Source organism: Paenibacillus sp. EB106-06-01-XG199 (genome assembly GCF_058791575.1).
On the sequence record NZ_JBYTDQ010000020.1, the window covers coordinates 16,735 to 43,125 of the forward strand.

Annotated in this window: 25 protein-coding genes; all 25 read right to left on the minus strand. The window is 47.8% G+C overall.

What is annotated here, in order from left to right:
* Positions 1 to 36 precede the first annotated feature (36 nt).
* Positions 37 to 2,946: a hypothetical protein gene (locus AC3WT9_RS33445; protein ID WP_341377989.1), complete on the minus strand. Its 2,910-nt coding sequence runs from the start codon at positions 2,944 to 2,946 to the stop codon at positions 37 to 39.
* A gap of 12 nt (positions 2,947 to 2,958) precedes the next feature.
* Positions 2,959 to 3,546 carry a hypothetical protein gene (locus AC3WT9_RS33450; RefSeq protein ID WP_341377988.1) on the minus strand — a complete coding sequence of 196 codons (588 nt, stop codon included), beginning with the start codon at positions 3,544 to 3,546 and terminating at the stop codon, positions 2,959 to 2,961.
* 131 nt (positions 3,547 to 3,677) lie between these two features.
* Positions 3,678 to 4,793: a WxL protein peptidoglycan domain-containing protein gene (locus AC3WT9_RS33455; protein WP_341377987.1), complete on the minus strand. Its 1,116-nt coding sequence runs from the start codon at positions 4,791 to 4,793 to the stop codon at positions 3,678 to 3,680.
* Between the two features lie 21 nt (positions 4,794 to 4,814).
* On the minus strand, positions 4,815 to 5,447 hold the full coding sequence (locus AC3WT9_RS33460) for a hypothetical protein (protein WP_341377986.1): 633 nt from the start codon (positions 5,445 to 5,447) through the stop codon (positions 4,815 to 4,817).
* Between the two features lie 12 nt (positions 5,448 to 5,459).
* Positions 5,460 to 6,143 (minus strand): Flp pilus assembly protein CpaB, encoded by a 684-nt coding sequence (gene cpaB / locus AC3WT9_RS33465; RefSeq protein ID WP_341377985.1) that lies wholly within the window; start codon positions 6,141 to 6,143, stop codon positions 5,460 to 5,462.
* A gap of 20 nt (positions 6,144 to 6,163) precedes the next feature.
* Positions 6,164 to 6,583 carry a hypothetical protein gene (locus tag AC3WT9_RS33470; RefSeq protein WP_341377984.1) on the minus strand — a complete coding sequence of 140 codons (420 nt, stop codon included), beginning with the start codon at positions 6,581 to 6,583 and terminating at the stop codon, positions 6,164 to 6,166.
* 3 nt (positions 6,584 to 6,586) lie between these two features.
* The gene (locus AC3WT9_RS33475; protein WP_492408847.1) at positions 6,587 to 7,012 is read right to left on the minus strand and encodes a DUF4320 family protein; all 426 of its coding nucleotides are present in this window, start codon (positions 7,010 to 7,012) and stop codon (positions 6,587 to 6,589) included.
* A gap of 8 nt (positions 7,013 to 7,020) precedes the next feature.
* Positions 7,021 to 7,260, minus strand: a complete 240-nt coding sequence (locus tag AC3WT9_RS33480; protein ID WP_341377982.1) for a hypothetical protein — start codon at positions 7,258 to 7,260, stop codon at positions 7,021 to 7,023.
* Between the two features lie 37 nt (positions 7,261 to 7,297).
* Positions 7,298 to 8,176 (minus strand): hypothetical protein, encoded by an 879-nt coding sequence (locus tag AC3WT9_RS33485; RefSeq protein WP_492408849.1) that lies wholly within the window; start codon positions 8,174 to 8,176, stop codon positions 7,298 to 7,300.
* A gap of 34 nt (positions 8,177 to 8,210) precedes the next feature.
* Positions 8,211 to 9,086, minus strand: coding sequence for a type II secretion system F family protein (locus AC3WT9_RS33490; RefSeq protein WP_341377980.1), 876 nt, complete (start codon positions 9,084 to 9,086; stop codon positions 8,211 to 8,213).
* Positions 9,083 to 11,158: a TadA family conjugal transfer-associated ATPase gene (locus AC3WT9_RS33495; RefSeq protein WP_341377979.1), complete on the minus strand. Its 2,076-nt coding sequence runs from the start codon at positions 11,156 to 11,158 to the stop codon at positions 9,083 to 9,085. Before AC3WT9_RS33495 ends, AC3WT9_RS33490 begins: the two co-directional genes overlap by 4 nt.
* Before the next feature lie 22 nt (positions 11,159 to 11,180).
* On the minus strand, positions 11,181 to 11,438 hold the full coding sequence (locus AC3WT9_RS33500; RefSeq protein WP_341377978.1) for a hypothetical protein: 258 nt from the start codon (positions 11,436 to 11,438) through the stop codon (positions 11,181 to 11,183).
* Entirely contained in the window at positions 11,435 to 11,917 is a 483-nt protein-coding gene (locus tag AC3WT9_RS33505) for a MerR family transcriptional regulator (RefSeq protein ID WP_341377977.1), read from the minus strand. Before AC3WT9_RS33505 ends, AC3WT9_RS33500 begins: the two co-directional genes overlap by 4 nt.
* 65 nt (positions 11,918 to 11,982) lie before the next feature.
* Positions 11,983 to 12,147 carry a hypothetical protein gene (locus AC3WT9_RS33510; RefSeq protein WP_341377976.1) on the minus strand — a complete coding sequence of 55 codons (165 nt, stop codon included), beginning with the start codon at positions 12,145 to 12,147 and terminating at the stop codon, positions 11,983 to 11,985.
* 284 nt (positions 12,148 to 12,431) lie between these two features.
* Positions 12,432 to 13,460: a DUF4062 domain-containing protein gene (locus AC3WT9_RS33515; protein ID WP_341377975.1), complete on the minus strand. Its 1,029-nt coding sequence runs from the start codon at positions 13,458 to 13,460 to the stop codon at positions 12,432 to 12,434.
* Positions 13,461 to 13,572: 112 nt separating this feature from the next.
* The gene (locus tag AC3WT9_RS33520) at positions 13,573 to 15,720 is read right to left on the minus strand and encodes an FtsK/SpoIIIE domain-containing protein (protein WP_492408853.1); all 2,148 of its coding nucleotides are present in this window, start codon (positions 15,718 to 15,720) and stop codon (positions 13,573 to 13,575) included.
* Positions 15,717 to 15,977 carry a hypothetical protein gene (locus AC3WT9_RS33525; protein ID WP_341377973.1) on the minus strand — a complete coding sequence of 87 codons (261 nt, stop codon included), beginning with the start codon at positions 15,975 to 15,977 and terminating at the stop codon, positions 15,717 to 15,719. The genes AC3WT9_RS33520 and AC3WT9_RS33525 overlap by 4 nt, the downstream gene beginning before the upstream one ends.
* Complete coding sequence (locus AC3WT9_RS33530; RefSeq protein ID WP_341377972.1) at positions 15,978 to 17,084, minus strand: M23 family metallopeptidase; 1,107 nt, start codon at positions 17,082 to 17,084, stop codon at positions 15,978 to 15,980.
* Between the two features lie 11 nt (positions 17,085 to 17,095).
* Entirely contained in the window at positions 17,096 to 18,949 is a 1,854-nt protein-coding gene (locus AC3WT9_RS33535) for a TraG/VirB4 family ATPase (protein ID WP_341377971.1), read from the minus strand.
* Positions 18,915 to 20,987 (minus strand): hypothetical protein, encoded by a 2,073-nt coding sequence (locus AC3WT9_RS33540; protein WP_341377970.1) that lies wholly within the window; start codon positions 20,985 to 20,987, stop codon positions 18,915 to 18,917. Before AC3WT9_RS33540 ends, AC3WT9_RS33535 begins: the two co-directional genes overlap by 35 nt.
* Positions 20,980 to 23,412 carry a hypothetical protein gene (locus AC3WT9_RS33545; protein ID WP_341377969.1) on the minus strand — a complete coding sequence of 811 codons (2,433 nt, stop codon included), beginning with the start codon at positions 23,410 to 23,412 and terminating at the stop codon, positions 20,980 to 20,982. The genes AC3WT9_RS33540 and AC3WT9_RS33545 overlap by 8 nt, the downstream gene beginning before the upstream one ends.
* On the minus strand, positions 23,409 to 23,741 hold the full coding sequence (locus AC3WT9_RS33550; protein ID WP_492408857.1) for a hypothetical protein: 333 nt from the start codon (positions 23,739 to 23,741) through the stop codon (positions 23,409 to 23,411). Before AC3WT9_RS33550 ends, AC3WT9_RS33545 begins: the two co-directional genes overlap by 4 nt.
* The gene (locus AC3WT9_RS33555; protein ID WP_341377967.1) at positions 23,741 to 24,172 is read right to left on the minus strand and encodes a hypothetical protein; all 432 of its coding nucleotides are present in this window, start codon (positions 24,170 to 24,172) and stop codon (positions 23,741 to 23,743) included. The genes AC3WT9_RS33550 and AC3WT9_RS33555 overlap by 1 nt, the downstream gene beginning before the upstream one ends.
* Positions 24,173 to 24,177: 5 nt before the next feature.
* Entirely contained in the window at positions 24,178 to 24,915 is a 738-nt protein-coding gene (locus AC3WT9_RS33560; RefSeq protein WP_341377966.1) for a metal-dependent hydrolase, read from the minus strand.
* 70 nt (positions 24,916 to 24,985) lie between these two features.
* Positions 24,986 to 25,969, minus strand: coding sequence for a hypothetical protein (locus AC3WT9_RS33565; protein WP_341377964.1), 984 nt, complete (start codon positions 25,967 to 25,969; stop codon positions 24,986 to 24,988).
* Positions 25,970 to 26,391 lie beyond the last annotated feature (422 nt).

Sequence of the window (26,391 nt, forward strand, 5' to 3'; positions counted from 1 at the left end):
TATTACACCAGGCGGCTGAAATTCATTGTACTCTCATTAAATCCCCGATGCCAGCGTAAAGGTAAACTGCGAACGGTACGTCCCTACACGAAGCCCTGTCTTTGCCCCAGCTTGATAGGAACTGTCCGCCCCCGCTGAAACCACCTCTACCTTATCCGGCACGCGAAGCATATAACTCATTGGAATCTGGTATTGTCCCATGCCCTCAAACTCTCCGGCCTTGGCGATCACCACCGGCTCGGCATTGAAGACATATTTCCCGTTTTGACTAAGACTTACCTCCTGCCCGGCCAGTGTCTTTGAATCGGTAATATCTACACTGAGTGAACTAGCTGGCATTTTTACAACCAAGTCACTCGTGCCCTTACTGTTGTCTACTACAGGATCACTCACAAAATCGGTGATCTTCAGACTGTAGTTCCACCCCGCGCCGGTTCCCCGACTGTCTTCAATCACAGAATTCGTCACCGAATTAATAACTTGATATTGATTTGTCGTACTGATGGTTACCGTGTCCAGCAATAATCCACTAAAGTGCGAGGAGAAGCCCCCGGACAATACAGTAAACGTGACATCTTCTGAACCTATTGGACTTCCCCAGCTCGGGTCCAACGTAGGTTGTGGAGTCGCTGACGGCGTTGGTGTCACCGTAGGTGTAGGTGTTGGCTCTACCGTTGGTACCGGTGTCGGTGCTACCGTAGGTGTTGGTGTCGGTGCTACCGTAGGTGTTGGTGTCGGTGCTACCGTTGGTAGCGGTGTTGGTGCTACCGTTGGTAGCGGTGTTGGTGCTACCGTTGGTAGCGGTGTTGGCTCTACCGTTGGTAGCGGTGTTGGACCATTTACTGTTGCATTTGCATTTGCCAACTCTTCACCACTTGCATTGACCACTCTGACATCAATGTTATGGCTACCCGTAATTAACGTGACAGGTCCAGTATAGGTAGACCATGCACCATCATCAATCCTCACTTCGGTTTTCACACTGGATTGTGATGTTCCACTTTCGACGCTGAACGTGCCATCTGCATGATCAATGATTTTGGGATAGCCTGGAGTGATCACGATTGGATCATTTTTAATTTCCATCTCTAGAAGAGGGCTGAGTACTCCACCGTTTGCGCCCGAACGAGCCTTAAACGAAATTGTACCTGCTGTTTCCAATGTTATAGGAGTCGTGTACGGAGACCAAGTCGTACCGCCGTTCAATGAATACTCCCGAGTTGTAATAGCTGGTTCACTTCCGAAGTCAACTGTGACTACTTGTTGGTTTAATTTATTCGTGGTTACGGTACTTGTAGGTTTTTCAAGAACTACTGGGGGTACATAGCCTGTAGGTGCAACAGATGGTATTCCTGCCACCTGCACGAGATACATCACGCCACTTAGTTGATGATTTATCCAAAACATTCGACCTTTGTCATCGATTACATAGGTGCTGTATCTACCTAAAGTACCCACTGTAGGAACTTCCACAAAGCCTATGAACTTGTCGCCAAAGGAACTTTTTTGTTCTGTCATGGAAGGACCGTTCGTCCAACTATAAAGCTGACCATTCGTATTTATTGCTAAGATTGAGGGCTGGTTGGAAATAGTACCGCCGTCAGCTATCGCAATATCCTTAACTGCTGCAACTTGGTCGGAAGATCCACGGATACGGGATGGAGTCGTTAATACTGCAGAGCCGGTACCAGATATTCCTTTGTTATTCGCTCCAACGGCGTACAACTTATCATCTTTTATAAACCAGTATGTGTTCTCTTTGCTACTAAACATAGCTTTAGTAACACCAGTTGCTATTTCAACCTTTGTTGCAAATGTTTTAGCATTAGCAGATGCATTCCACACTGGGATATTGGTTCCTAGAGTATCCCATGTCGACAATGCCCCATTATCCAAATACAATCCTGTGTAAGTGTTCAGCTCTGTATTCTTATTTGGATAAAATTTAGCTTTAGATTTGTCTAGAGGGAGCGCGGTTAATCCAGACAATGCTGTAATTTGTTTATCATTGTCAATTACCGTGTCAATTGGTGAAAAGGTATAGGACTTATCTTCCACCTGCAAAACATAACGTCTGAAATTACCTTTGTACCACGCATAAGTAACCGGTGGGTTCGAGTTTGCTATCCACTGTTTTGCATAGTTAGCGCCAGCCTCTGAGGTGTCACCAAGGTAAGAGACATCAACATTCATAGGGTTGCTATATGCTGGAAAGTTATCAATTGCTACTGGCTTCGCCGAAGCCAAAGAGGATAACCCAAACGATGAACCAACAAGATAAGCTTTACTGTTGGTAAGTAATATAACACCCTGTTCTGGTGCTGGGATTATTTTCTTAACGCCTAGAATAGGGTCGCCTGTAGCCGGGTCAACGACTTCTATGGGAATAGCCCTGTCCAACTTTTCTCCACTACCCAGTTGACCTGCTGCCCCTTTTCCCCAAGCCCATGTCATACCATCTTCCCCAATTGCAAAATAACTGGTACCTGACTGATAATTGGTAGGGTTAGCTGCAATTACTGCATTTTTAACTTTAGTTTCAAATATTTTAGTTGTTGGATATCCTTTGCTCCTGTAGATGTATCCATCCGCTCCTATAAAAGGATAAGAGTTAATCTCTGTTCTACTCGCATACGTAGGAAACAGTGGAGTTTCTCCAGGCTCGAACTTCACGAAGATGGAATCTCCGTCGAGGTAGTAGACACTTCCGTTGCTAAGAGTTACTTTATTGTAAAATGCGGTTATGTTAGTGTTGTATGCAGCCTCATAAGCAGTACTATTACTTGAGAAGTTTTCCACCTTTACAATTTCATTGTACGCAGCACCTTCAACTTTGGTTGTCTCGCCGGAGATGAATAATCCGGGAACTAACAGAACCAAAGATAAAGCCAACGCTCCCCATCGTTTGTGCTTTTTGGTTGACGCTTGTGTCGATCTCGTAGTCATGCTTTCGCCTCCTTATAATCCTACCGTTGCCGTATAGGTAAATGTTGATGTATACGTACCCTGGAGTAGACCCACGTTCTGGCCATTACTGCCCTCAATAATTTTGGGTACGTTAAGCACGTACGACACCCCGAACTGATGCGTTCCTGCCCCCTCCGAAGGGATCACCCCTACAATCCGGCTGTCCTCCGAAGAGAGCACCTGGTGACTTGCTAGTTCTCCCTTTGCGGCCTTAAAATCAATAGGTGTTCCAACAACAGCATTCTTGTACTGGGTAGAGAAGGATACCGAAGATGCAGGAATGACAAAGTCAATAGCTTGTCCACTAACCATCTTCGTCAGTTTAAAATCGGTGGCCCTTAGCACAATCCCCCAACCCGCTGCAGTCCCTCTCGCATCCAATACGTTCAAATTACTGGTCGCTGCTGACGTTTGGTTTTGCTTTATGTCCAGTGTGATATCGGTAAAGATCGGCTTCGTCTGCGTCATTTGCAGACCTGCACCAGTGACCACAACCTCCGATTCATCTGCAGCAAAGGCAGAGGAGAACGGGAGCGTTACGAGCATGGCCATCAGCATCGACATTATCCATTTTTTCATGTTGCTATTCCTCCTTATTTATTGTTCTGAGTCAATCAACCAAGTGAACAGGCTCCGGACAACCACCTCCCTTCAAGCACGTTCTGAAAATAAGAACCAAAAAAGCAAACTCCAGGATTGGAATTTGCTCTCTATAGGTTGACCTCTTTGTCACCCGGATCTGCGCTGGATGGTACAGAGGGTGTCTTCTGCTCTTCCTTTTCTTTTTTGCGTTTCCACAGCAGGAGCAGGAGCCAGAACAAGAAGACGAAAATGAAAATAATGACTACTAACACGATCACCACAACCCATACGTGCAGCTCTAGCCAATCCCAGAAGGTCTGAGTCACTTCAATCTTCCCGGCCTCTGTCAATGACGCCTGGGAAGCTCTGGACTGTTCAGGAGTGACTGAGAACGAAAAGGTTCGAGTAATGGTCTGCCCAGAGAACGTTGCATCATAAGTGACCTCGTATGTATCCGGCAGCAGTAACTTGTTATCCAAGATATAGACCATATCTGCGGTTGTACCCGCATAAATGGAATCCGCACGATAGGCCTGCTGATACATGACCTGGCCTTTGCTGTCCTTTACTGTGATATTTCCAGTGGGTTTCTCTAAAATGGTGCCACGATCTCTTAATTTAAGGGTCAGTCTGGAATATCCGGTGCTGATATAATCGTGATGGAAGTCGTCGATGCTCATCGCATGCACCGCCTGTTCAGGCTTGTATTCCAGTACCATCTGCACACCGCTACGATTGACCACATCAATGGCCACCGAAGCCTGCTGACCTTGCACATTCGATTCATTATTTTCTGCCTGGATCAGTTCCTCAGCGGCAATCACACCTACATACTGTCCAGGCGTGATCTCTTCCGGAACGGAGACTTGGTACTTAAAACTGCGCTCCTCCTTCGGCTTCAGTGTGAAGCGCTGGACCCCTTGCGGGTCCAGCCATGCCCCGACATGAGAAAGCTTATGTTCTTTCTCCGAGAAACTTCGCCCTCCATTCTGAGCCGGGAGTGCGTCAGCTGGGTACAGTTTAATCTCTACAGATTCGTTTTTCGTGTTCCGCACAAAGAAGGTATATTCTCTGGAATCACCCGGCTTCACCTGATCTTTATAATACCCTCGGCCTTCTTCTACCGCCTTGACCGGAGACAATACAAACGAACTATCTGCACTTGCCACGCCAGACAGCCCTAAACAGCAAAGCAACAACAAACTGAACTGGATCAGGGTCTTTCTAACCTTTTTTCTCTCCATGACATAACCTCTATTCTATTCTTATAGCCCGGTAACCAGGGTATAGGTTAAGCTTGCGCGGTACTCTCCGGCCAGTAGGCCCACCCTTTCTCCAGGGGAAATCCGATCCGTGTCATTCACTTCAGCCACCTCCAGAAGATCGGGAATATCCACCTGCAGGATCAGATCCGCAGTGAAACGACCGCGTCCGGAACCTTCTGCAGCTTCTAGCACCACTTGAGAACTTCCCGAGGCAAATACCCCCGCACCGGATATCATCCCATTTGTCTCGTTCTCCGAGGTAATCCCCGACACTTGATAGGAAGCATATCCTGCAGGAATCTTCGCCCGAATATTGCCTTGCGCAAGTGTATGCCGGACCGTGAATTCATCCAATCGCACGGCATACTGCCATCCCATGTCTCCTTCATGTTCAACCTCCAGCTTCAGATGCTTGGAGAACTGTAGGTTTCCGGAAGTATTCAGTGTTATCGGCGTGGACTCACCAGCTATACGCATCGCACCAAGTGGTTGCGCAGAATAAACCGCATAGGTGGCTGAAACTACCGTTTTCGAAGCATCTCCTTCAGAATCATCCAGCTCCGCATGTGTAACCGGAGATCGTACGGTTCCCAGAAGGATGAGCATCGCGGCCAGAAAGAAATACCGCTTCATGGTACCCCTCCTTTACGGCTTCAGCGTTCCTGCAGGCAGCAGGTACACCTTCCCGGATTCTTGATACTCCATAAGAAGTTCCGCCTGCTTTGGCGTGACCTCAAGGATAACGACTGCAGGAATTAAGCTCCCGCCGTCCACTGGATCGGGGACCTTGCCTTCCGCATTCAGCCGTTTCACAACCTTAAGTCCAGCTAATTCCGGAAGAACGATGCGTTTGGACTGCCCTGAAGCCGTATCGGTGACAAAGGCATAGGCATCGATCACAATACCAGGCTTGACTTCATCCCCTGCGGACATCGTCAAGTCGGTCTTTACCCCGATTTGGCGCATCCCCGGCTTCAGCGACACTGCTGCGCCCACCCCTGAAGTCGCCGCTGTCGTAATCAACGATTTACGCAAAGGTGCATGTTCCAAGAAGCCGTACTTCGAAGCATAGGCATCCTTGAAATCAAGTTCTTCCGGGGACTCCAGGGCATCCTCCGGCACCTCACTAAGTACAACCTCCCGATATTCGAGCATATCTTTGGTGATGGCTGCGTAAGGTGCAATGTCTGTCTTGGCGACGATGATTTTCTGGGTCTTTACCTGCCGAGCAATTTGACTTTTATTCAGGTTAAATGCAACTAGCGCAATCACCAGTCCGAGGAGGACGATGAGTGCGCTACGGGTATATTTATTCCAAATCTTTTTCAATGATTGATTTCCCTCCCTGCTTACTTAAAAACACTCTCATACGGTATATTACGGTGAATCGTAACCGGATATTGTACCCCCGGAAGAGCAAAAGAAACATGAGTACGGAACACCACATCAATCCACGGCACCTCATCGGCATCATACCGCAGTTGCAATTCAAATTGACTATTCTTCATGACTGGATTCTCAAGCGAACTGTTCAGGCTTAGCGCAACTCGAAAGGCTTCACGAGTACTTGAGCGCAAGGCGTTTTCTTCGAGTTGTACTTTGCCTTGCTGCGCATCCGTCACAATCCCTGAGCGCACAATCCCTGCATCAATGGAGTGCTCAATGGCCCGGCCGGTAGAATCATACACACTGTCTATGACCAGCAAATCCATGATCAGTACGATCAGGATTAGACCAAACAATATAGACCCGCATACCTTGACCCACATTGGCTAGTCCCCCGTTCGGTAAAACTTATGTGCCAGGCCGGATACATGCACCTTGATCGGCACCGTGTAGTACACACCAACCGCCTTGAGCGCAAAAACTTCATATTCCCTGACCGCTGTTACTTCAAGTACATCTCCGCGCTGCACCGGCTTGGTCGTGGCCGTAAAACTGACTTTTCCCGGGTCCATCTCCATGCTCCGAAGCAAGCCATCGAAACGCTGCCGGGTTATGGCATCTGCACCATTCTCTACTTTCATCACCTGCAGTACTTCATTCGAGGCGGTGCGAAGGTTAGAGCGAATCATGACATACTGCACAATGGTTACAGCGAGTAGTGCAACGATCAGTGTAATCATCAGAAAAAAGAAGACGCCAATGAGAGCGTCCCCTTTTTCCGATTTCCTAAAGGTGTTCAGCCTGCGCTTCATAACAAGCCTTAAGTCAAGGAGTTCATTTTGCCGAAGATTTTATCTTTGACAAAGACGTCGATTTGAGCCTTGAACAGAATGTACACCGCAATAAACAGCAGCAATGTAATCAGGATACCAATGACCCACTGCATCGCATCCCCACGTTCTTCTTTTCGAAATCGATCCAACCGGGTATAAAAGGCAGAGGTGGCAAGAAGCATCGTTTGTTGACTTTCACGTTTCACTTTATTCAGCAGCTTTTTCATTAATAAATTCATCCTCTCAAATTAAATGATTTGGGTACTACAAGGCATTAAAAGCAGCAAACATCTTGATAAGCATTAAAAAAAAGAACACGGCTACATGGGCAATAACGATGCCGTAATACAGGTTCATTTTTGCCGGATTGCCTCGGGTGCGCTCTTTCAGGGCCAACTTACTTAGACTGCGCAGATCATTTTTGATATGATTGAGGTCATCTTCTGCCTCATGGAAACCCTTCTCTGCAACGATGTTGACGACAGAGATAAAGTCAAATACTACCGAGACATTCACTTCTTGAGCAAACAATTGCAGGGCATCCTTTTGCGACATCGTCCCCATGTTAGCGACCAGACGCTTGAGTAGTGCGGAAAGAGTAGGACCGCACCGGGCGCTGACCTCTTGAAAGATCACGTTCAGGGGTTTGCCCACTTCAAGTGCCGTAATCATTTTGCTAATTAAAAACGGCAAGTCCGCGATCAGCCGATCTTGCCGTTTTTGGTAAGCCTGGGGAATCCGCCGTAAGGACATCCAGAAGAATAGTCCGGAAAGAACGGGAGCCACGAGCAGAAAAAAGAAATGCTGAACCATCCCGGCCAGCGCCAGTGCGAACAGGCCGGGCATTAGCGACTGTACGACCACTTTGGCCATATACATTTCATAACTTTCAGCATAAGCCAGCACCTGATACATCTGTCGCCGCTTACTCAGGGGCCGCTCCCCGTTTCCTCTACCCATCCGGTCCGCAAAGGATCGCACAATGGCATTTTGCCCGTTTCGTACGCGCTGCGCTTCGGTCTGATTGACCAGCGCAGCCAAACGTACCAATTGCTTCTGCCTCTGGAATCCTGGGAGAACTAACCTAAGGATGGGAACAGTGATGCAACCCGCCGCCAGGAAAAATAAAATGGACGTAAGCATATTTCACCACCTCCCTTTTTGCTAACGTCTGTGTTCATAGATCATCCAGATTAAGCCGCAGCAGTTTATCCTTCTTCCATAGCCCGCTCAGTATGGAAACGATCATACTCGCGAGCAGCAGCTTGCCAAGGCCAGTCTGTAGCGTCGTCGCCAACTTGAACTCCTGGACCAATTGACTCTCCAAGTATCCAAAGAGGAACGGAAACACCAAACTGAATCCGAACACCACAAAAGGCTCGATCCGTTTCTTTTCATTTTCCAGATCAATCTCCTGCAGCAAATTCATATCGGATGACAAATCGGCAATGCTTTCCCGAATCCCTTCCACAGACCGCAGATGAAAGCCATCCTTGTTTCCGGCGATCACCTTTTCACAGAAATCATCAAATTTCTTGAAACGAATCTCCCGCTTCATGTTCTCTAGTGCTGTTGGCACATCCAGACCAATTCGCAGCGAAGAATATAATTGCTCAAATAATGGGACAGTCACACCGCTCATCATGGATAGCGACATTTCTAGCGATTTCTGGAGTGATTTACAGTCCCGAAACTTGGAGGACAGCAGCCGCAAATTACCCGGCAAGTTCATTAATATCTCCATGCGGCGTTTGAACGTGACTGCTGAAATGATCATTTTAGGCACTATAACCCCCATAGCCCCGCCGACTCCGACAAACCAGATATTTCGTGTGAAGTACGCAATCGCCACACCGATCAGGACGGCCACCAACAACACCTGAATCAACCGCTTGCCATTCAGCCGAATTCCTGCCGCCTTCGCCTGCGCCTCCGTCTGTTCAAACCCGAAGGCTATGCGCATCCGTTTCGAACGGCTGACAGGTATCGGTGCCAGCGAAAAAATCCCGAAGGATATCAACAGCCCTGCCACGATCCAATAACCCAGCATCATAAAGCAGCTTTCAACTCCTTCACCTCACACCAACGCCGCAATTCTTCCGGCCCCGGCTCCTGCAGGTAAATCTTCTCCAACAACGCTTCAGACTTGATCCGGCCCACCTTGACTTGCTTTTTCAAGTGATGGTCATATTTGAAGATCGGATTCAGGATTGGCTCCTCTGTGCCTCTATACCCAATGAGCTCACAGATTTCTGTCACGACCCGCACCCCACTGCGCAGTTTCTTCTGGAAGAGTATCAGGTCAATCGATCCCGAAATCTGACTGGCCGCTGCCGCTGTATTTCCATTCAGCTGTAAAAACCGCGTGGCTGCCTCCCGGGCACTATTCGCATGGATCGTCGTCCAGACGGTGTGTCCTGTATTCATCCCGATCAGACTTTGCTGCGCTGCCGGTTCATCCCGGATCTCTCCGATGCCCATGACAGTAGGTCGCAGCCGCAGGCAGGCTTTGATCAACTTGGCGATGCCAAAGCTTTTCTTCTCGTCCTCCAGCTCTTTAACGAGCAGGGATGGCAAGTTCGGATAATGCTGATACTGCGTCTTGCTGGCCAGTAACATTTCCTCGGAATCCTCAATAGAAATGATCCGGGTAATCGGCTCCATATACATGGGTAGACGGATCAGTTGCGTGGTCTTTCCGCTGTTCGTCCCGCCACCAATTACAATGTTGGCTCCTTTGGGTACAATAAATTTCAGGAAGTCGGAAATTTCGGCTGAGATGTTTCCGTACTGAATACACTGCTCATCCGTGAACACATCAGGTGGGAACTTCCGAATACTGATTAAGGGGGCATTCGCACTTACACCTTGAAATTCTTTCGTATCCGCTACCACGCAAATACGGAATCCACGGTAGTTCGCATCCACAATCGGATCGGTACTGGAAATGGGTTTCCCAATGGGCATGAGCATCTTGTTGATCACTTCATAGAGATGGGTGATGCTTTGAAACCGGATCTCCGGCAAATGCTTGTCCTGCCCCACTTGCTCAACGATCACTTGATCCAGTCCATTGATTTCGATTGAACTGATACTCGGATCATCCAAAATCCCCTGTAGAACGCCCAGCTCCGTAATTTCCTTCTGTACCCATTCCACCGCTTCATTCACCGGTATAGACAGGGCATATTCGGTCTGTTCGCGCACCAAATCAGAAATGTAATAACGTATCTTTTGCCGGGATGGTTCATGGGTTAGAGACTGTACATATTCGTCCAGGTGATCCTCTTGCAGACGAAAGCGTACATAGTTCTTCAGGGATTCAAGCTTCTTGAAATCCCCTTCCGAGAATTCGGTGCCCACGGGATGTACGGATACGTGGACATCCAGGTATTCGAGGGGTTCAATGATGCCCACCGTCTCCCCCTCCCGGACAGATTCACTTCCCTCACGTAAAGGGAACGCATTCGGCGCAAGCTCCTTCCAGCGCTTGAGCAAATCGCCGAATTTGGAGTAAACAGGCGCTTCCTCAATTTTGACGTTGGAATCAGCTGTAAATAGAAATAGACGTTCCTGCTCCACACCAAACACTTCGATCAATCGACGATAATGGGTATAGTTACCGATAAAATCAATCGCATCGGCACTATACAGCACCACAGCATCGGAAGTCCGGAGTGCAAAGTGTGTGGTGGGTTGAATGAGCGAACCTTGCAGCACTAGAATGATCACATCATACGAGCCTTCCAACTGTTGCCGCAGCACACTAGGTGCTGAAATAAGCGTCTGGTTGGACGAGAGTTTACGAATAACCGGTGCCTCCGGCTGAGAGCGTGGATTCACGAGCAGATAATCTATCCCACTACGCTGCACCATGTAGGATTGCATCGGTTTTAGCGCCTTGCGATCCAGATCCAGTAGAAACTGATCGACGGTACGTTCTTTGCTAAGATCCGCAATTTGTTGATCAAATGTATAGGCCATGCGTGGTAAACCGACACAAGGCAATTCGGCTACGACAATCCGCTGTTCCTTTGGATAAGTGCGGATCAACTTCAACACACCCTGAATTGCGTCCCCACCGCCGATGTTAGCAAAGGCAATAACCTGAGCTTTGGTTTTCATATTCAAGTGGTTCGCTCCTTTCTTAGTTGCTACGGTGCCTGGTTTCTCCTTTGTGACAGGTTCCACGGTACACCCAACCCTCCAGTGTTTTTTCTAAGGTATGATAGGTTCCTTTGCCATCTACATAATCAACAGGTGATTCACCCATTTGGATGAGATTCGCTCTCCAAAATGCCGGAGGCATGACATTCAAGAAGTGCTCCGATATTTCCTCATCTACTACATCCCCGGGTTGAAGGTAATCTTTTAGATCCCCTTTCCAGTTTTCATAGGTCTTCAAACCTTATTCCCTCCTAATGTACATTTTAGATTTTCCCATGCCGCAACCAATGTGCTCACAGCTTGATCTGGTCCATGCCAAAACAGGTTTGGCAGGAATGCCTTAATCTCCTGATCCAACGCTTCGATAGGTGCTGAGTCAAAAGCTATTTGATCAGTCACAGAGGGAGCTGTACCTTCATCCACAACTTCTTGCACCGCTTTGCGGACAGCTTCTTCCAGTGAGCATTGCTGCAGGCCGAATTTCACTTCCCGCAACATCCCCACATCTCGCCAATCCAGCTGCCTCCGCTTTCCTTCCCGGTTAATGGGGTAACCTTGTTCTTCAAGCAAGACGACCCAGCGCCTTAACGTACTGACCGGAGTATCTAACAATTCCCCTGCTTCTTTAAACCCAACTTCTTGCACAACACTCCCTCCTTGAAATACAAAGACCGCTCCGGCATGGACACGGAAACGGTCTCTTTTGAGTTCTTTCATAATCTAAGATTACCTGAATTTATCTACTCAAACGTACTCAAAAAGTACGGAAAAAGTATGGGTTTTCAGTTTTGCTGCATGCGAGCCTCGGCCAGCCGTTTCTCAAGCCTCGGCAAGGTTTTGCGAGTCAGAAAATCCGCTTCATGGCTGTTCCCGGAAGCTTCCGCACGCTTAATTGCTTCTTTGGTATTCTGGATGGCTCGGTAATGATCTTCAGCAGAGTAGTCCATTCCTATTTCTCCTCCCCCATCATTTATGGTTCCCATTAAAGTTCCCGCCTTTGGTTTCCGGAAATAAAGGGGGTTAGAAAACAAAAAAAGCCCTTAACCACAAGGGCTTTCGGCTTTTAAGCTTGGGAAATATAAACGGGAACCGTAACTGGGAACTGTAAACTTAAATCGAATAATATAATAACGAAATTTATTAACTCCAGTCATCTGGTGAATGAAAATCCGTAGTACAAGACATAAAAAAGAAGGCGAGATAATTTCCCACCTTCTGTACTCGCTCATGTTTACGAATTTTCTCTTTTCACTGCTCTTAAGGTCATTAAATAATCATCTCCGTAGGGGGTAAGAGTCCAATATGATGCTGTATCTTTCACACTTCTCTGTTTTACGTTTTTTGATATTAACCCCAGGACTCTAAATTGAATTTTTATTGTTTGAAACACACTTGGATCAACGCTTATATTCGTAATCCCTTTTAAACCTTCATTCGAAAATGTACCTCGGACTTTTGTAACGATGAGTCTGTTTATTGAGGATATCATATCTTCTTCATTTGCCTCAACCATTAAAGTAGGACCAACATGATAGAAAATTTCGTTCCATGTAGCCTTAGTTGTGCGTCGATATTGTTTAAAGGCTGTGCTACTGCCGTTTCTTGCTCTAAAAGTAAATTCAAGATCAACTTCATCTTCATCTCTTGAAAATTTCTCTATACCTAAAGGTGGATTTAATTTAGTTTGTTCTAGTTCTTCCTTTAGTTTATCAATAGTTTCTTTCAACTTTAAAATCTCTTTTGCTGCACCGCCATCGGATACTGTATCTGCTCTAATCCATCCAATTGCAGGGTTAGATTTAATGAGCTTTGTTAAACTTCTTGAAACAACAGAACCTAAATCTGAAGGGGATGTCCAGTATCTCACCAACTTCTCTTTAGCTAACGTTTTAAATGATTCAAGTTTCTCTTGACTATCCTTTTCTCTTTCGGTTTTGTTCACAGGTAATTCTAGTGGGTTTTTATGGAGAAAAGCAATAATTGGCTTTCCTGTTTCTAGTGCATATCTGTACTCCATCTCAGTATAACTTATATCTTTCGGTCCAATTGATCCATACCTCCCACCAATGACTACTATATAATAGTCGCTATCATCAATGACACTTTTTATAAGAGACCACTGATCGTCATTAGTTGCTGGGAATAGTTCCATTCCAGACGGGATGCAGTCTAATTCTAAAAGTGCTTGCATTATTTCCTTTCTTTCATCTTGTAGATCTTGATAAGTTGAGCTTACAAAAACCTGATATCTCTTATTCAATGAAGTCTCCTCCATGCCATATGATTCCATTATCATACCATATATTAGGTTGTTAATTTCCACATGTTTATTACTATGATTTCTACCCCGACACTTAGTTACTGTTTAACACTTATCCTTTCATAAAACGCTCAATTTGTTCTTCAGTCCAAGCTAGAGTGTATCCCGCTTTAGGACTTAGGGGAGGGGACAAAAATTCTAATTCCACGAGTTGGCTCATCAACTGCAGAACCTTCTCCTTACGTATACCAAGTTCTTGCTGAAGCTCAGCAGATCTAGCTGAGCCTGTCTCGCAAATAATCCGTTGCATTCGCAGCAGTAGAACTTCATCACTCTCCCGTACATCTGCAAGCCAAGGCTTAAGTCCTGTTTTCGGATCATAATCAGGTGCGACTTTCCCTTCTCTACTCAGTTGTTCTACATAGGTTGCCGCTGTTACATAATCAATGTTAAGCGCATGCTGAAGCAGCCTGCCGGATACACCGTTATGCTCGCGCGCCAGGCGAATCACCTGGTCATACATGCTTTCGATAATAGCCGGATCTCCTTCTTCCTCCAGATCCATCCACTCCTGCGAGTGGAACACACTGATTGATGTCTGCCCGGCTAAATCAGATTCCACTTCCATAGGCTCATTCTCTTCCTCACCGGGTAATTCACTGAGCGAAGAAAGATCCTCGTTTGTCTTCTTATCCTCTTTCCGCAGGCTCTCTTCATTCCTCCAATAACGTTTCAGTTCCTCAATATAACGAGTAGTTTCATCGTCGTCCGCACTGATTGCAGCAGACTGAAATCTCTTCTGTCCTCCACCGTTCAGCATGCAGACCCCATCTCCACCACCGAGCAAATGCGGACCACCTGTATCCATGACTGTTTTAAAATCATAGATACTGAGTAAATGGAAAGCCACCCGGGACGGAAGATTCGATTTAATAACGCCGGTTACAACATCCACGCTAGGCCGCTGAGTACCAAAAATCAAATGGATTCCAGCGGCTCGTCCCATTTGCGTCAATCGTTGCACCGTATCCTCCACATCATCCCGAGCAATAACCATCAGGTCGGCATATTCATCAATAACCGCGACAATATAAGGCATCAGATCCTGCGGGTAATTCCGGTTATACTGCAGTAAGTTGCGTACACCCGCTTCAGCAAAAATCATATATCGCTTTTCCATCTCCACCACAAGCTTTTTGAGCGTCAGTGCCGCTCGCTTCGGATCAGTGACCGGCGGGGAGATTAAATGCGGCAAACCCGTATACATCGTAAACTCGACCATCTTGGGATCAATGAGTAGAAACTGAACTTGTTCTGGTGACCGTGTAGAAGCTAATGAGGTCAGCAGACCATTGATAAAAACAGACTTTCCTGAGCCGGTTGCCCCTGCTACGAGCAAATGCGGTAATTTGGCCAAGTCCACCAGAATCGGTTTGCCCTCCATATCCTTTCCGAACACCATGGGCAATTGAGCTTTTAGAGCAAACTCCCGCAATTCCTGTGCCATGTCTCTCATATACACAAATGCTCGTTCTGCATGGGGCAGTATAAAGGCTGCTGCACTTGAAAAAGGGGAAGATGTCACCGCGAAACTCCGGTTATGCCCGATATGGTTAGCTAGATCATCCCTCTTCTTTACGAGGTCACTAAGCTGCAGCCGGGCCGGTAGTCGAAATGAAATGGTTTGTAGCGTCGGCCCCGCATCGATGGACAAAATTTCAGGGGGTTCATCCATTTTCAGCCCTGCCAGCTGTACGGTATTGAAGATGAGCTCAGAAGCCTGCTCCGCAGACATAATGGACGATGAATATGGCCGTGGATTACTTGGAAAAAGAGCATAAGGTCCACCTTCTGCCGGTAAAGTAAATGTCGGCTTCGTGAGATTAAGGTCCTCAGGTTTGATCCCCTCCGAAACATCCGGTATTGATCCAATCGTACCGCCTGCTGCCAGTATCGCCTCAGGACCCTTCGTGGTTACTACATTCTTTCTCCACTCTTCTTTCCGCAGAATTTGCTTCACAATGACTAGCCCCGCTAAAATCTTCAGTTTATGCTTCCATATCATCTGCGGGGCCGTTGGCAGAGCAACTAATGCAAACCAAAGTATCAGCGAATATTTCAGTACGGTCCCTGCCAAATCATTCAGTTCCGGGAACAGGTTAAGAAAGCGTACAGTTGCACTCCCCGCTGCGCTGATCAGCGTTATGCGGTTCGCGAATTGCGGAAACGACTCTTTCGGTGAATGTTCCGGAGTGCTCACGTTCCTTCCCTTCCCTTCATCATGGTCTGGATTAAATCTCGCAACTGTTGATTAAAACGTGCCGCATTTTCTTTCACCAGTGGCCACCAAGCATCCGATTCATCAAATATGAAATGATAGACCTCATTTAAATTGCGCAGTAGCATAATTACCAAAAATACACCCAAAGCTTTGACCAGCCAGCTCGGTAAACCATTGCTGCCTTTCTTGTAAAAGATCCACAGGATGATCGCAATAATGACAACCGTTAAATTCACTTAACCGCCCCCTCTTAATAACAATTTGAAGTATTTGGATACGCCAATCCACCATCCGTTATGCTCTGCATAGTAACCACGAGGGTTATCTTTGGCCGACAGCCACTGAATCGGATCTCGACCGGCAGGAAGATCCTGCGATAACTTGATAATGGTATTAGCCGCAATCTGGGCCGATTCTCCGGTCGTTAGTCGCGCTCCTTTCCCCTTGCACCAGCATCCAAATACGTTCCACGGATTTCGAATGATTTCCGAAGCATGGTTATTGTTTCTCGGCACGAAAGATTGTTCTTGACCAGTAATGGCAATCAGGAGATAGGGGGATACATTTTTAGTCCGTCCCGCGTCGTCGATCATCTGCAGCAGGCTGCGATCAGCCAGCGCAGATTTTCGTTTATTTAAAAACTGCAAGACGTAATCTATATTTAAGGGCTGATACCCTAGCTCACTTGGCAAACTGGGCAGTTCTGAGCCTGGAGCGAAAACATAATTGAGTGGATCAACGGCTGCGCCGTTCAGCTCTACCTGAAAATGTAGATGTGAACCGGTAGATCGCCCAACAATTCCTTGTCCAATTTGTCCAATCAACTGTCCTTTGCTCACCCTGTCACCCACAGAGACATGCATCTGAGCAGATAGATGTCCGTAGGTAGTCACCAGTCCGTTCCCGTGATTTATTATAATCGCTTGACCATAACCACTGGCTGCTCCCGCCAAAGTCACCGTGCCTTCAGCCATTGCATAAACGGGCTGCAGCTCTGTGTTGGCAGCTCCATTCGCAATATCAATGCCCTTGTGCATTCGAGTCGTTCCAAACAAATCCCGCAAGGCAAAAGGGGAGGATACTCGGCTAATCGTAGGCACTGGCCACACATATGCCGTGCCATCCACATCCAGTTGTGCAGGAGCCATCCATGCATACTCTCCTGCTGCTTGTGGCTTATAGCTATCGGCATCCGTAAAAATCATGAACGGCAAAAACACAAACAAAACAATGAGTGCCACGATTCCAAAAAGGATCAACACCAACCCGATTCCCGGGGAGCTTAGTGCAGAAATCAGTGCAAACATTTTCTTGAGATCCTTGGCCTTTTTGACGACTTCCACCAGAATCCCCCCTATCCTGCGGTTTTCAGTCCCCGCGTTTTATACAGAACATGTTCTTCAGGAGGGACATGCATGATCAGTTCATCGTACCTTTTGTGGTTCTCCAAAATGTAACGCTGGGTGCCTTCATTTTGCGTAATCAGTTCCTGAATCTCGCTTGGAAGATCCGCGTGAGAGGAGAGTAAACGTACCGCTGATTGTTCCATGTAAAAATACACACGTACACTCGTGTTTTCCCACATCCCCACACCTTTTGCGGTGTCCAGCATAATCGCCGGGGAATTGCCTGCAAGAATCATCATGCCATTCTGCTTCCGAATGGCCGTGTACCAGCCAAATACATAACTGCGCAGTTCCGGGTTCTGCAATTGCCGCTGACCTTCGTCCACCAGTACAGCAGAAAAGTGAGCACCCGCAATTTTAAGTAGATGGATGTTGGCATTGACCTGTTCAAAAGCCATCGACATCTTGATCTGCGCTTGTTTGGCCGATTCATCCTTTTTGGACTCGTCTTCCTCGCCGGCCCCTACCCGGTACACCACAAGGGGAGCTTTTTCATCAAAGCTAGAAGCCTCTTCAATTTGAAAAATATCATCGTAAATGCCAATAAAATAGATTTTGATCTTGTCATACAAACTTTTGGCATCTGCATTACTGCGAGATGCCGCCTCAATTTCCGCGAACACGGCGTGGATCGTCGGCTTGGGGCCGGTAGGAGAATTCCAGGTTTCCGGCTTTTTCTTATCAATTCCTGCAGCTCGGTACACTCTACGGATGGCTTCCCCTACTTCAAAAATTTCCGTGCGGGTTAAGTTCTCGCCAAGTAAGGAGAAGGTTCGCACACCACTTTTTTCGGCCATCTTGTACCGGGAGCGATTATACTGCACACAGTCCGCATCGATCTCGGGAATCGCAGGCATGATGGTCAGCGGTTCAAAATAGCGTCCCTCTTCTGTGGTGTGATCAATGTATACGCCCCCCACATACTCACAAAGATCACGCCACTCGCCGTCCAGGTCAAACACAAAGACATGCACGCCTTCTTCCAACAGAGACATCACCAGCGCCTTGAGAAAGTAACTTTTCCCTTCCCCGGTCTTGCCGAATACCGTGACATTTTGTGCCCGGGGATCATCCGGATCACAAAGATTGACAAAACAAAAGCCGCCGTCCTCGGTCCGGCGACCAAAATAAAGTCCTTCAGCATCTGAAAACGAGCCTCGGGTCATCGGGTATGTGCGTGCTGCTACAGAATCTGTCGTGACACGCCCATAATGCGTTTTGTTAAAGAACTCACTATGATTCACGTAAGGATCAGAGGCAGGTGCGGTTTGCCGCATCGCTTCTCGTTGCTCGCGCTTCAATTCATTTAACTTCCCGGACATGTTATCAAACCAAAGCTTCAATCCCGCCTCAGCCGCTTCAATTTGATGCAGTTTGGGCGCAGATAGTGTCAGGAAGGTTTGAACCTCCACCAGCTTATGGTCATTTGACAGCGTCGAGTCTCTTAAGGCGAGAATGGTTTCCTTCGCTGCAATCTCTGCATTACGGGCCGGGTCGGTTTCGCTCTGATCATTGATGCTCGCCGTTAGCCGGTTTAGTTTATACTTCATGCGGGTGTTAAACTTGATGTCGCTTTGCGCATAACGGATCGTCTTGCGCAAGGTGGCTCCAGCATGAGTAACGACCCCATCCAATTGATCCAGATACCCGGCAATAATCTCCGGTGGGTACTCTTGCACCATAAGCACCCGGACAAAATGACCTGTTTTTCCGTCTTTACCATCCAGCGTATTGACTACGACATGCCGTGGATGTTTCACCCACCGCTTAACTAACCGATTCGTATGCTTTAACAGGCTCATCGGCATCCTCCTCTCCATGCAACTGGGCAATCAGCGGTGTACGCAGCAGCGGATCAAGAGCCAGAGGTCTTCCTTGGAACAAGCAATACCCTGCCGCAGCAAAATAGGGGTAGACCGCTGCGAAGGACTGTTTATATTGCTCCCTCAGCAGTGCAGCCATTCTGGAAGTCATCTCTGGGGTACTCTGATTAAGCCAGAACTCTCCTTCCCAGCGGGGGGCAGTGTCCGTAAACCGGAGCCAATGATGATAATCACAGTCCATGACGGCAATGGAACGATGTCGCTGCATGAGCGCCTCCCGTTCGGGGTAGTTCCACGGGATCTCGGCAATGACCAGTCCATCTTCTTTTGATCGGCGCTGAAGCAACTGCTCCACCTGCTGCAAAGATGGATAACACGATGGTGTAAACAACAGCCAGTCCGTTTCTTTACCGGACCATGTGTCCCAATTCTCTAGCTTCAAAGGATGTTGCAATGGATTCAGCACCGTCTTCGTCCCCTGGTCCAGCGATATATCCATAATGCTCACCGTGGTTCCAGACAGACTTGCAGCCACCCCAAGATTCGCAGCCAGAAAAGACTTGCCGCTAGGTACTGGCGAGGTTAGAAGAACGATCCCTTTTAACCCCTTTGGGCTTTGTTGTCCTGTCTTTACCTGTGTCTGCTCCTGATACTCTGCAATGGAAACGGGAGGATGAGGAAACTCCAGCCCATCTTCTCCAGTTCTGTTCTCATGCGTAAGCTCCACTACCTCTTCTGGCACTATATCTTTTCGGGTTCTTAACTTCTGCCACCCCAAACGGCATTTCAACGCCCACGAACTAAAACGAGGACGGATATATTGCCTCCACTTCGCTAGGAGAATGGGGATGACTTTTTTACAGCTACGCCATCCATTTCCGATGAACCCTTTGCTCAGCTTCAACTTATTAAATCGCCCTGCATCCGCAGCGGTTTCCTCAATGATCCATGGCCCCACGATGGACTCATCCTCGATCTCCAGGTCTTCTGTATTCTCTGCTTCATCCCCTCCTGATTCATCCTCTTGGATGACTTTCAGAAGAAGGGGGCTAAAGATCGATTGAGCCTCTTCTTCCTCATTCTGTTCTTCCGGCTCTGTCACCTCTTCGGGTTCTTCCGCCCATGTTCCTTCAGCCATTTTCCATGCCTCCCACGATGTTCGGTCCCACCAGCGTCCCAGGATCTCCGGTAGGGAAAAACCGGATAAGAGCGCTGTGGTGTGCCCTCCATGAGCCGTGAGCGTGTTCAATACACGATCTTTTTTCTCCTGGAGTTCGCATAGTAATCGGAAACGCTTCATCTCCTCCGTATTCAGGTTTTCAGGTTCATCTTCCCGTTCCCTGATATTGATTTTGGATTCGGATGTCGTGAGCGTCAGCGTATATTCACTGCGCAGCGCCTCCCCCTTCTGGGCCAGCCGTTCCCACATCTCCAGCCGATTCAGCTTCATCTGCTGGATGCCTTCACTTGCAGCAAGGCGACTACGTTTCTCGTTCCAGAGTTCATGACGCACGTCCGGAATTTGTTCTGCTGAAATTTGGGCACTAAAGCCTTCCTGCACGATGGCACGCAGAAATTGCTCAAATCCCCCAATTCGTGATCGTTTTTGCGCAAATACAGCCGTTCTCCAAGGAGCTGCCGTTAAGGAGGAGACGACATGTAAGGTCTTCCCGCTGCGATAGAGCCAGCCATCTTCCTCCACGCCCAGAAAAGATCCAATATCTTCCCCTGTACCGTCTTTCTTTTGTTGTTGATCATGGATATAGCGCTTCATGCGATAGGGCCACTTGAGCATATGCCCAAAGGTGCTAAGCATAAAAATCGCCGCAATCCATGCCATCTTGAACACGACTGGCAACGGAAGCAGAAAGGGGAATCCCCCGATCACGAGTGTCGTCCCTACAATCCAGCCGATATCTCCCAGGGACAGTCCCAAAAATTGTACATCCTCACGGATATCGCCCATAAAGCTTGCCCGCAGGAGCTCATCTTCCCGGTCCTGATTCTCCTTATCCATTTCCATTCACCTGCCCTTTGTCTTTTGGTGTGCTCGCCGCTTGAGCTTTCCCCACTGTTTTAGTCGCCTGACTTTGCTTGTCTCGCTGCGTCTCATGTCGATGCAGCATTTCCTTTTGCAGTCTTTCAAAACTCCCCATATCGAGTCCATGCAGTGGTGGCTGTCCATAGTTGACCGGTACCCGATCCTTAATGACATAGACCGCGCCGTCTTTGGCTCGCCAGTATGGTGTGCGGTCTTTCCGATAGGTGTCATAAGCCTTCTGGAATTCGTTTAAATATTCCTCGGGGACATAGACATGAGACTCATCGTTAGCAAGTTCCAACACTTTGGCCAGCGCTTCCGATGTACTGGAACGTTCCCACTCCTCCAGCATGTTGGCAGCAAACTGAGAATAGCGCGGGAAGTTATACCGGATCTTCCGGGTGGTTTGGGCCAACATCCCCTCCAGCACTTCTGTGGCTTCTTCTAAATCCTCATCCGGTAGCCACAGCGCTCCCTGCTCCAGCAGCAAATCTTTGACCCATGGGTATTCATCCGCACGGTCCTTTAGCGCATGGTACGCAGCAGAGGCTTGTGCCTCAGGCAGGTTCGCTCGCGTATATAGCGGCAGAGCCTCTTTAATTTGTTCCACTGCTTGCTTGGCCTCGGCAGAATCTTTCAGCTGTGTAATCTTTGGCGCATGGTTTAGATCCACAAATGCCCCATCCTTGTACATGCCCTCACGTACAGCTGATACATCAAAACCATCCTTCTCCAGCTGCGGCAGCATATCGAGTGTTTCTCCGGCCAGAATCAGCTCTCCGGTACTCTCGTCCCATGTAACATCTTCTTTGTATTCTTTCTTGAGCGTACTTAGCTTCTGGGTCAGCTTTTTCCGCTGGGCAACAGGTGCCTGCAGGAGGGAAACACTTCGAAATCCTTCCTCTCCCAAGACCGTTGAAATGTTCAGCGCGGAGGATTTAATTTCTGATTCCCCAAAGGCCAGTTCATGGTCCACATCGACATGGACCTGCCCTCCCTCTTCAAGCCAATGCTCCGGCTCTTGATAGGCAATCCCTTGCACCGATTCAGACAGACCCCCGCTAAGTGTGGACGCCAGTTTATCTTTGCCCACACTGCGCTGCGTACGCATGCGTTCTGCCGCACTCTGCATCCGTTTACTGGCCTCTTTCATGCTGAGCGCCTTCTTCTGCACGCCTTCCGAACCCATCCGTTTGCCCATGGAATCCAAAGTAGTCGAGGTCTTCTCTCCCCATTTCCCCATTGATTCCACTACATGAGCTCCATTCAGGGTCATCGGATTTTGAGCCGCTCTCATTAGCGGTTTGATCCAGAAAAAGAAGAAGAACACAATCAAAACGACAGCACTGAGGATGGCGAAGATGATCGGAGGTATGCCAATCGCCGCACAAAATCCAGTCCCCTCACCATAATCCGTTTGCATTTTCACAAAAATGGCCCAATGCAGACCGCAGATCAAGCCCACGATTAAAGTCCGCACATACAAATTGGCAAACCCGAGCATTGTCTCAAACTTTCCTGTGTAGGCAGACTGGGTAATCCAGAGATTGACCAGGATGGCCATAAACATCAAAACCAACGTTTTCACCACCGCTACCACATACAAAGGCAGCACTACTAGTATCAAATAACCGAGCAGATTAAAAATACCCCCACTCGTGGACACCGTCAGTTCTCCCAGTGTCTGCGCTGCATAAGAGGCCTCTGTAATCCCATCTGCACCGACAATCATTGCTTTTAGAATTTGTTGGCCATCCAAACCCTCATACGTGATGCCACTCGTGCCGATTATGCCTTCGAACATCTTGCTGGCCATCCAGTTAATCCCCACATTGGCGATATTCAGGACCGTGAGCGAAAGGTAGGTAGCGACAAAGCAAAGAAGAAAGACCTTGAGCAAACTGCCCAGGTCTTTTTTGCCTCGAATAATTTTGAACGCCAACCATGAAATCCCGACAAAAAGTGACACAAGGCCGACAATCATAAAGATGGACCAGCCCGACTGCACCAGATCGATTTCGGCAATCTGCGGAGTAAACAAATAGCTCTTGGCAAAGGCATCATAGAGTGGTGACATGAGCTCGTCCACCAACAACACAACTAAACCTTCAATCGCATCTTTGATCAGCTTGCCGGACATGAGGTCCTTAAACGATTGGATCATATCATCGACTTTATGAATCATGTCATCTACCCAATCGGGAATATACCAGCTTGTCTCCCGCTCCACCGGCGGGGAGGCTGTAGGTGTAGGACCTGCAGAAGCCAGTGTCACCATACTACCTCCAGATGAGGCGGCGACCTGACTGGATGCAGCCTGAACCTTTGTATCTGGCACACTGACACTCAACCCCACAAACATAAAGAGTATGACGACCAGCATATAAGTACGCCTTCTCAACTTCCCCACCCCCATAAGGCCATGTAATCATAAAACTGTGAAAGCAAGGTGAAAACCGATCCGGTCATAATCAAAATTATGATCAAGAGCGCCACACCCATGTTCCGCCAAAAGCGAGTATCTTTTATACTTTTAGCGCCCCGGCTTGCGGACAACAGAAAGCCAAAGAAACGGATCAGCCAATAGGAGAGAGCGAGAACACAAAGTATCGTCCCTGCAGCTCCGGCCAAGACCAAGAACCAGTTCATACCGTCCACCACATCCGGATCTACTTTATACATTTTTTTCATTTTCGAGATATAATCGTTGTCAGTCATCAGCCGGGCCATTATGACAACTTGTGGTTATGATCCATGGACTGGATGAACGTAGTCTTCCCCCCGAGATCCTGCGTGGAGGTCCAGTTATAAATGTTTTCCAAAAAGCTAAAGAATGCGCCGCTGATGAAGAGGAATACAATAAATACAATCAGACCGGCCTCAATCCAAAACCACTTATCTTTGATGGTCCCTTTACCGGTACTGATCTTGACCAGCTTGATAATGACTCGGACCACCACAAAAATCAGTGTTGCAATGGTGATTAAAGAGATGAACAACCCAATAGGCGTAAACACAAAGTCCAGTCCGTCTAGCACCTTCCAGTTAAACTTCATTTTCTCCTTGATCTTCGTAATTGGATTATTATCATCGGCGTAGGCCATGATGGGCAAAAGAAACACACTAAAGAACATCATCAAAACAGTTATTGTTTTTTTCATTACATTCATCCCTTCACATGAAATAGATTGATCCACAGCACCACACTCGCAGCCCAGCAGATCCTGGCCACCCAGCGCTCAGTGGCACCGCCGTTACGAATGACATTTAGCGCAACTTTCAGCCTCGGTAGCAGTGCAGAGTGAATTCCTTCTGCTGTCACCGAATCAGCAAGTAGATGTGACCACCAACCGGCTAAAACACCCAGCCCCATCGCGTACACCTGCGGCGACTGTGATTCGGTAAAAGTAATCACCCCTGCGCTAAGCAAAACGGCGAATTCTGGACTGTGAATCAGTCCCCGGTGCTTCACAAAGGGCATGATCAATAACGCCAGCCCCGTCAACAGCAATAGCCAGTGTTCGTGATAATGTAGATACGCTCCAACCATCAGCAGTCCAGCTCCACTAAGAATCAATGTCCGAAGTCTAGCTGCCACAGCAAGGCATAAGCCCGTACCGATCCACAATAGTGGAAAACCCTGTTGTAAATAGAATAGAATAGCGCCAACTCCTACCGCCATTCCTGATGCCCACCGCAGCTTCTTTCTGGTTTTGGCTGAAAACTGCATGGTATTGCTAACTGTACTGGTTTTGTGGTCTAAATCGGGCAGCAAACCCGCCACACCTGCAGCGACTACTAAGAGTAAGACTGGCGTGACCATCAGCTCGGTGAGGTGTGCAGCGAGAGCCGATCCGGTTAGCACAGCTACAGCTACATGTCCCTTTTTATTCATTTTTTTCATCACCTCCTTCCGAAACGACAAATAACCGCTTCAGGGCTGAAGCAGTGCGGCCTTCCTCATGATTTGTTACTCAGAAGAAACGGGCGAGTCCTCTCTTCTTAGGCTTATCCAGGATCGGAGAGAGTAATCCTTCCAGTAATTCATCCGTGTTTGGGTCTGATTTGAACGGGTCTGGGTGATACGGAATGGCAAAGACTGGTCTGCCGCTTAAGCATCCGGCTATGATTTCCTGATTCTCTTCACTCGCCAGTGGCAGAGCAATCCTCCAGTAATCTTGAGGTACGCGCTGATGCTCCCGGCAAAAGGAGATCAGTTCCTTCGTCCGCCACTCACTGCCTGAGCCGACAAGCACCGGCAACCGGGACTGTACGAATAACTCCGCTTGTGAGCTGGTGTGCAAACTCCCTAAATCCAGAACCGTAAACCGATATTCATTCATCAGTGAGTGTACCCAATGCTCCGATAACTCTCCCTTGAACAGGGACAACGAGTTGACTTCATAACGGGGGCTACTCGAAAATTCTCCTTGCCTGATATATTCCAAAAAAGAAAAGCAAGGATGGCTTCCACCTTCCCACACGGCCACTTTCGTTTTGGCAACCCGTGCCAGGTACTCCGCAATGAGCAAGGCGGTGTGGGTACTTCCAGCGCCTTCAAAGACACTTCCTACCGCAATCACCGTTCGTTCCCCAGCTCTATTCCTTTCGTGATGTTCGTGACTCGTCGTCCCGGCAGCGCTAATCTTCTGTTCATCCAAGGAATTCCGAAGCCGCGCTGGCCATTCCCGGTTTGCCCATACATCGGCAGCTCCGAGTGCAGTCCAGCTCCGTACCGCTGTCAGTGACAACGGATAAGCCTCACTAATCACCACCATCTTCACTGCTAAACTCAGGGCGAACGGTAGGAATTCCTGGGCCAAGTCTTCAACCACCAGGATTATTTTGGGCTTAATAATGGATGATACTTCTTGTGCTTCCTCGCACGTTCCGCACTCATGAAATCTGAAACGCGGATCACTAAGTTCAGGTTTGATACCTAAAAGTACAATATGCAATGATGCCCTACCTCCCTATTTAATTTTCTTACAATATAATCCTACACTCTTTAGGCACGTAAAACGTTCGAAGAACGTGCTAAAAAAGTATGTATTTCTTCAAACCCTCTATTAAGCACACGACTCAATCCTGGAATGCCTCTTGAACAACAAAAGAGCTGCGCAAATGCAGCTCTTCTGAATTTAGTTTGTTTTGTTAGGTGTTTCTCTTATTTCCAATTATTAATACAGTGTAGATAAAACACACAGGACATCCGCTCGTTTGGCATCACGACGTTCTAAGTAGTTCCGAACTTTATGCGGTTGCAGTTCCTGTGCAGCAAGCAAACGTGCAATGCTACTCCATAATAAGCAATAAATGAATTGTAATCGGAAAAGTTCCTGATGGACGTCGAATCTGCAAAAAAATTCTAATTAGCGAT

Excerpts from the sequence above, each read along its gene's own strand:
- AC3WT9_RS33445 (WP_341377989.1), bottom strand. The coding sequence starts at position 2,946 with ATGACTACGAGATCGACACAAGCGTCAACCAAAAAGCACAAACGATGG.
- AC3WT9_RS33450 (WP_341377988.1), bottom strand. The coding sequence starts at position 3,546 with ATGAAAAAATGGATAATGTCGATGCTGATGGCCATGCTCGTAACGCTC.
- AC3WT9_RS33455 (WP_341377987.1), bottom strand. The coding sequence starts at position 4,793 with ATGGAGAGAAAAAAGGTTAGAAAGACCCTGATCCAGTTCAGTTTGTTG.
- AC3WT9_RS33460 (WP_341377986.1), bottom strand. The coding sequence starts at position 5,447 with ATGAAGCGGTATTTCTTTCTGGCCGCGATGCTCATCCTTCTGGGAACC.
- AC3WT9_RS33470 (WP_341377984.1), bottom strand. The coding sequence starts at position 6,583 with ATGTGGGTCAAGGTATGCGGGTCTATATTGTTTGGTCTAATCCTGATC.
- AC3WT9_RS33475 (WP_492408847.1), bottom strand. The coding sequence starts at position 7,012 with ATGAAGCGCAGGCTGAACACCTTTAGGAAATCGGAAAAAGGGGACGCT.
- AC3WT9_RS33480 (WP_341377982.1), bottom strand. The coding sequence starts at position 7,260 with ATGAAAAAGCTGCTGAATAAAGTGAAACGTGAAAGTCAACAAACGATG.
- AC3WT9_RS33485 (WP_492408849.1), bottom strand. The coding sequence starts at position 8,176 with ATGCTTACGTCCATTTTATTTTTCCTGGCGGCGGGTTGCATCACTGTT.
- AC3WT9_RS33490 (WP_341377980.1), bottom strand. The coding sequence starts at position 9,086 with ATGATGCTGGGTTATTGGATCGTGGCAGGGCTGTTGATATCCTTCGGG.
- AC3WT9_RS33495 (WP_341377979.1), bottom strand. The coding sequence starts at position 11,158 with ATGAAAACCAAAGCTCAGGTTATTGCCTTTGCTAACATCGGCGGTGGG.
- AC3WT9_RS33505 (WP_341377977.1), bottom strand. The coding sequence starts at position 11,917 with ATGAAAGAACTCAAAAGAGACCGTTTCCGTGTCCATGCCGGAGCGGTC.
- AC3WT9_RS33510 (WP_341377976.1), bottom strand. The coding sequence starts at position 12,147 with ATGGACTACTCTGCTGAAGATCATTACCGAGCCATCCAGAATACCAAA.
- AC3WT9_RS33535 (WP_341377971.1), bottom strand. The coding sequence starts at position 18,949 with ATGAGCCTGTTAAAGCATACGAATCGGTTAGTTAAGCGGTGGGTGAAA.
- AC3WT9_RS33540 (WP_341377970.1), bottom strand. The coding sequence starts at position 20,987 with ATGGATAAGGAGAATCAGGACCGGGAAGATGAGCTCCTGCGGGCAAGC.
- AC3WT9_RS33550 (WP_492408857.1), bottom strand. The coding sequence starts at position 23,741 with ATGGCCCGGCTGATGACTGACAACGATTATATCTCGAAAATGAAAAAA.
- AC3WT9_RS33555 (WP_341377967.1), bottom strand. The coding sequence starts at position 24,172 with ATGAAAAAAACAATAACTGTTTTGATGATGTTCTTTAGTGTGTTTCTT.
- AC3WT9_RS33560 (WP_341377966.1), bottom strand. The coding sequence starts at position 24,915 with ATGAAAAAAATGAATAAAAAGGGACATGTAGCTGTAGCTGTGCTAACC.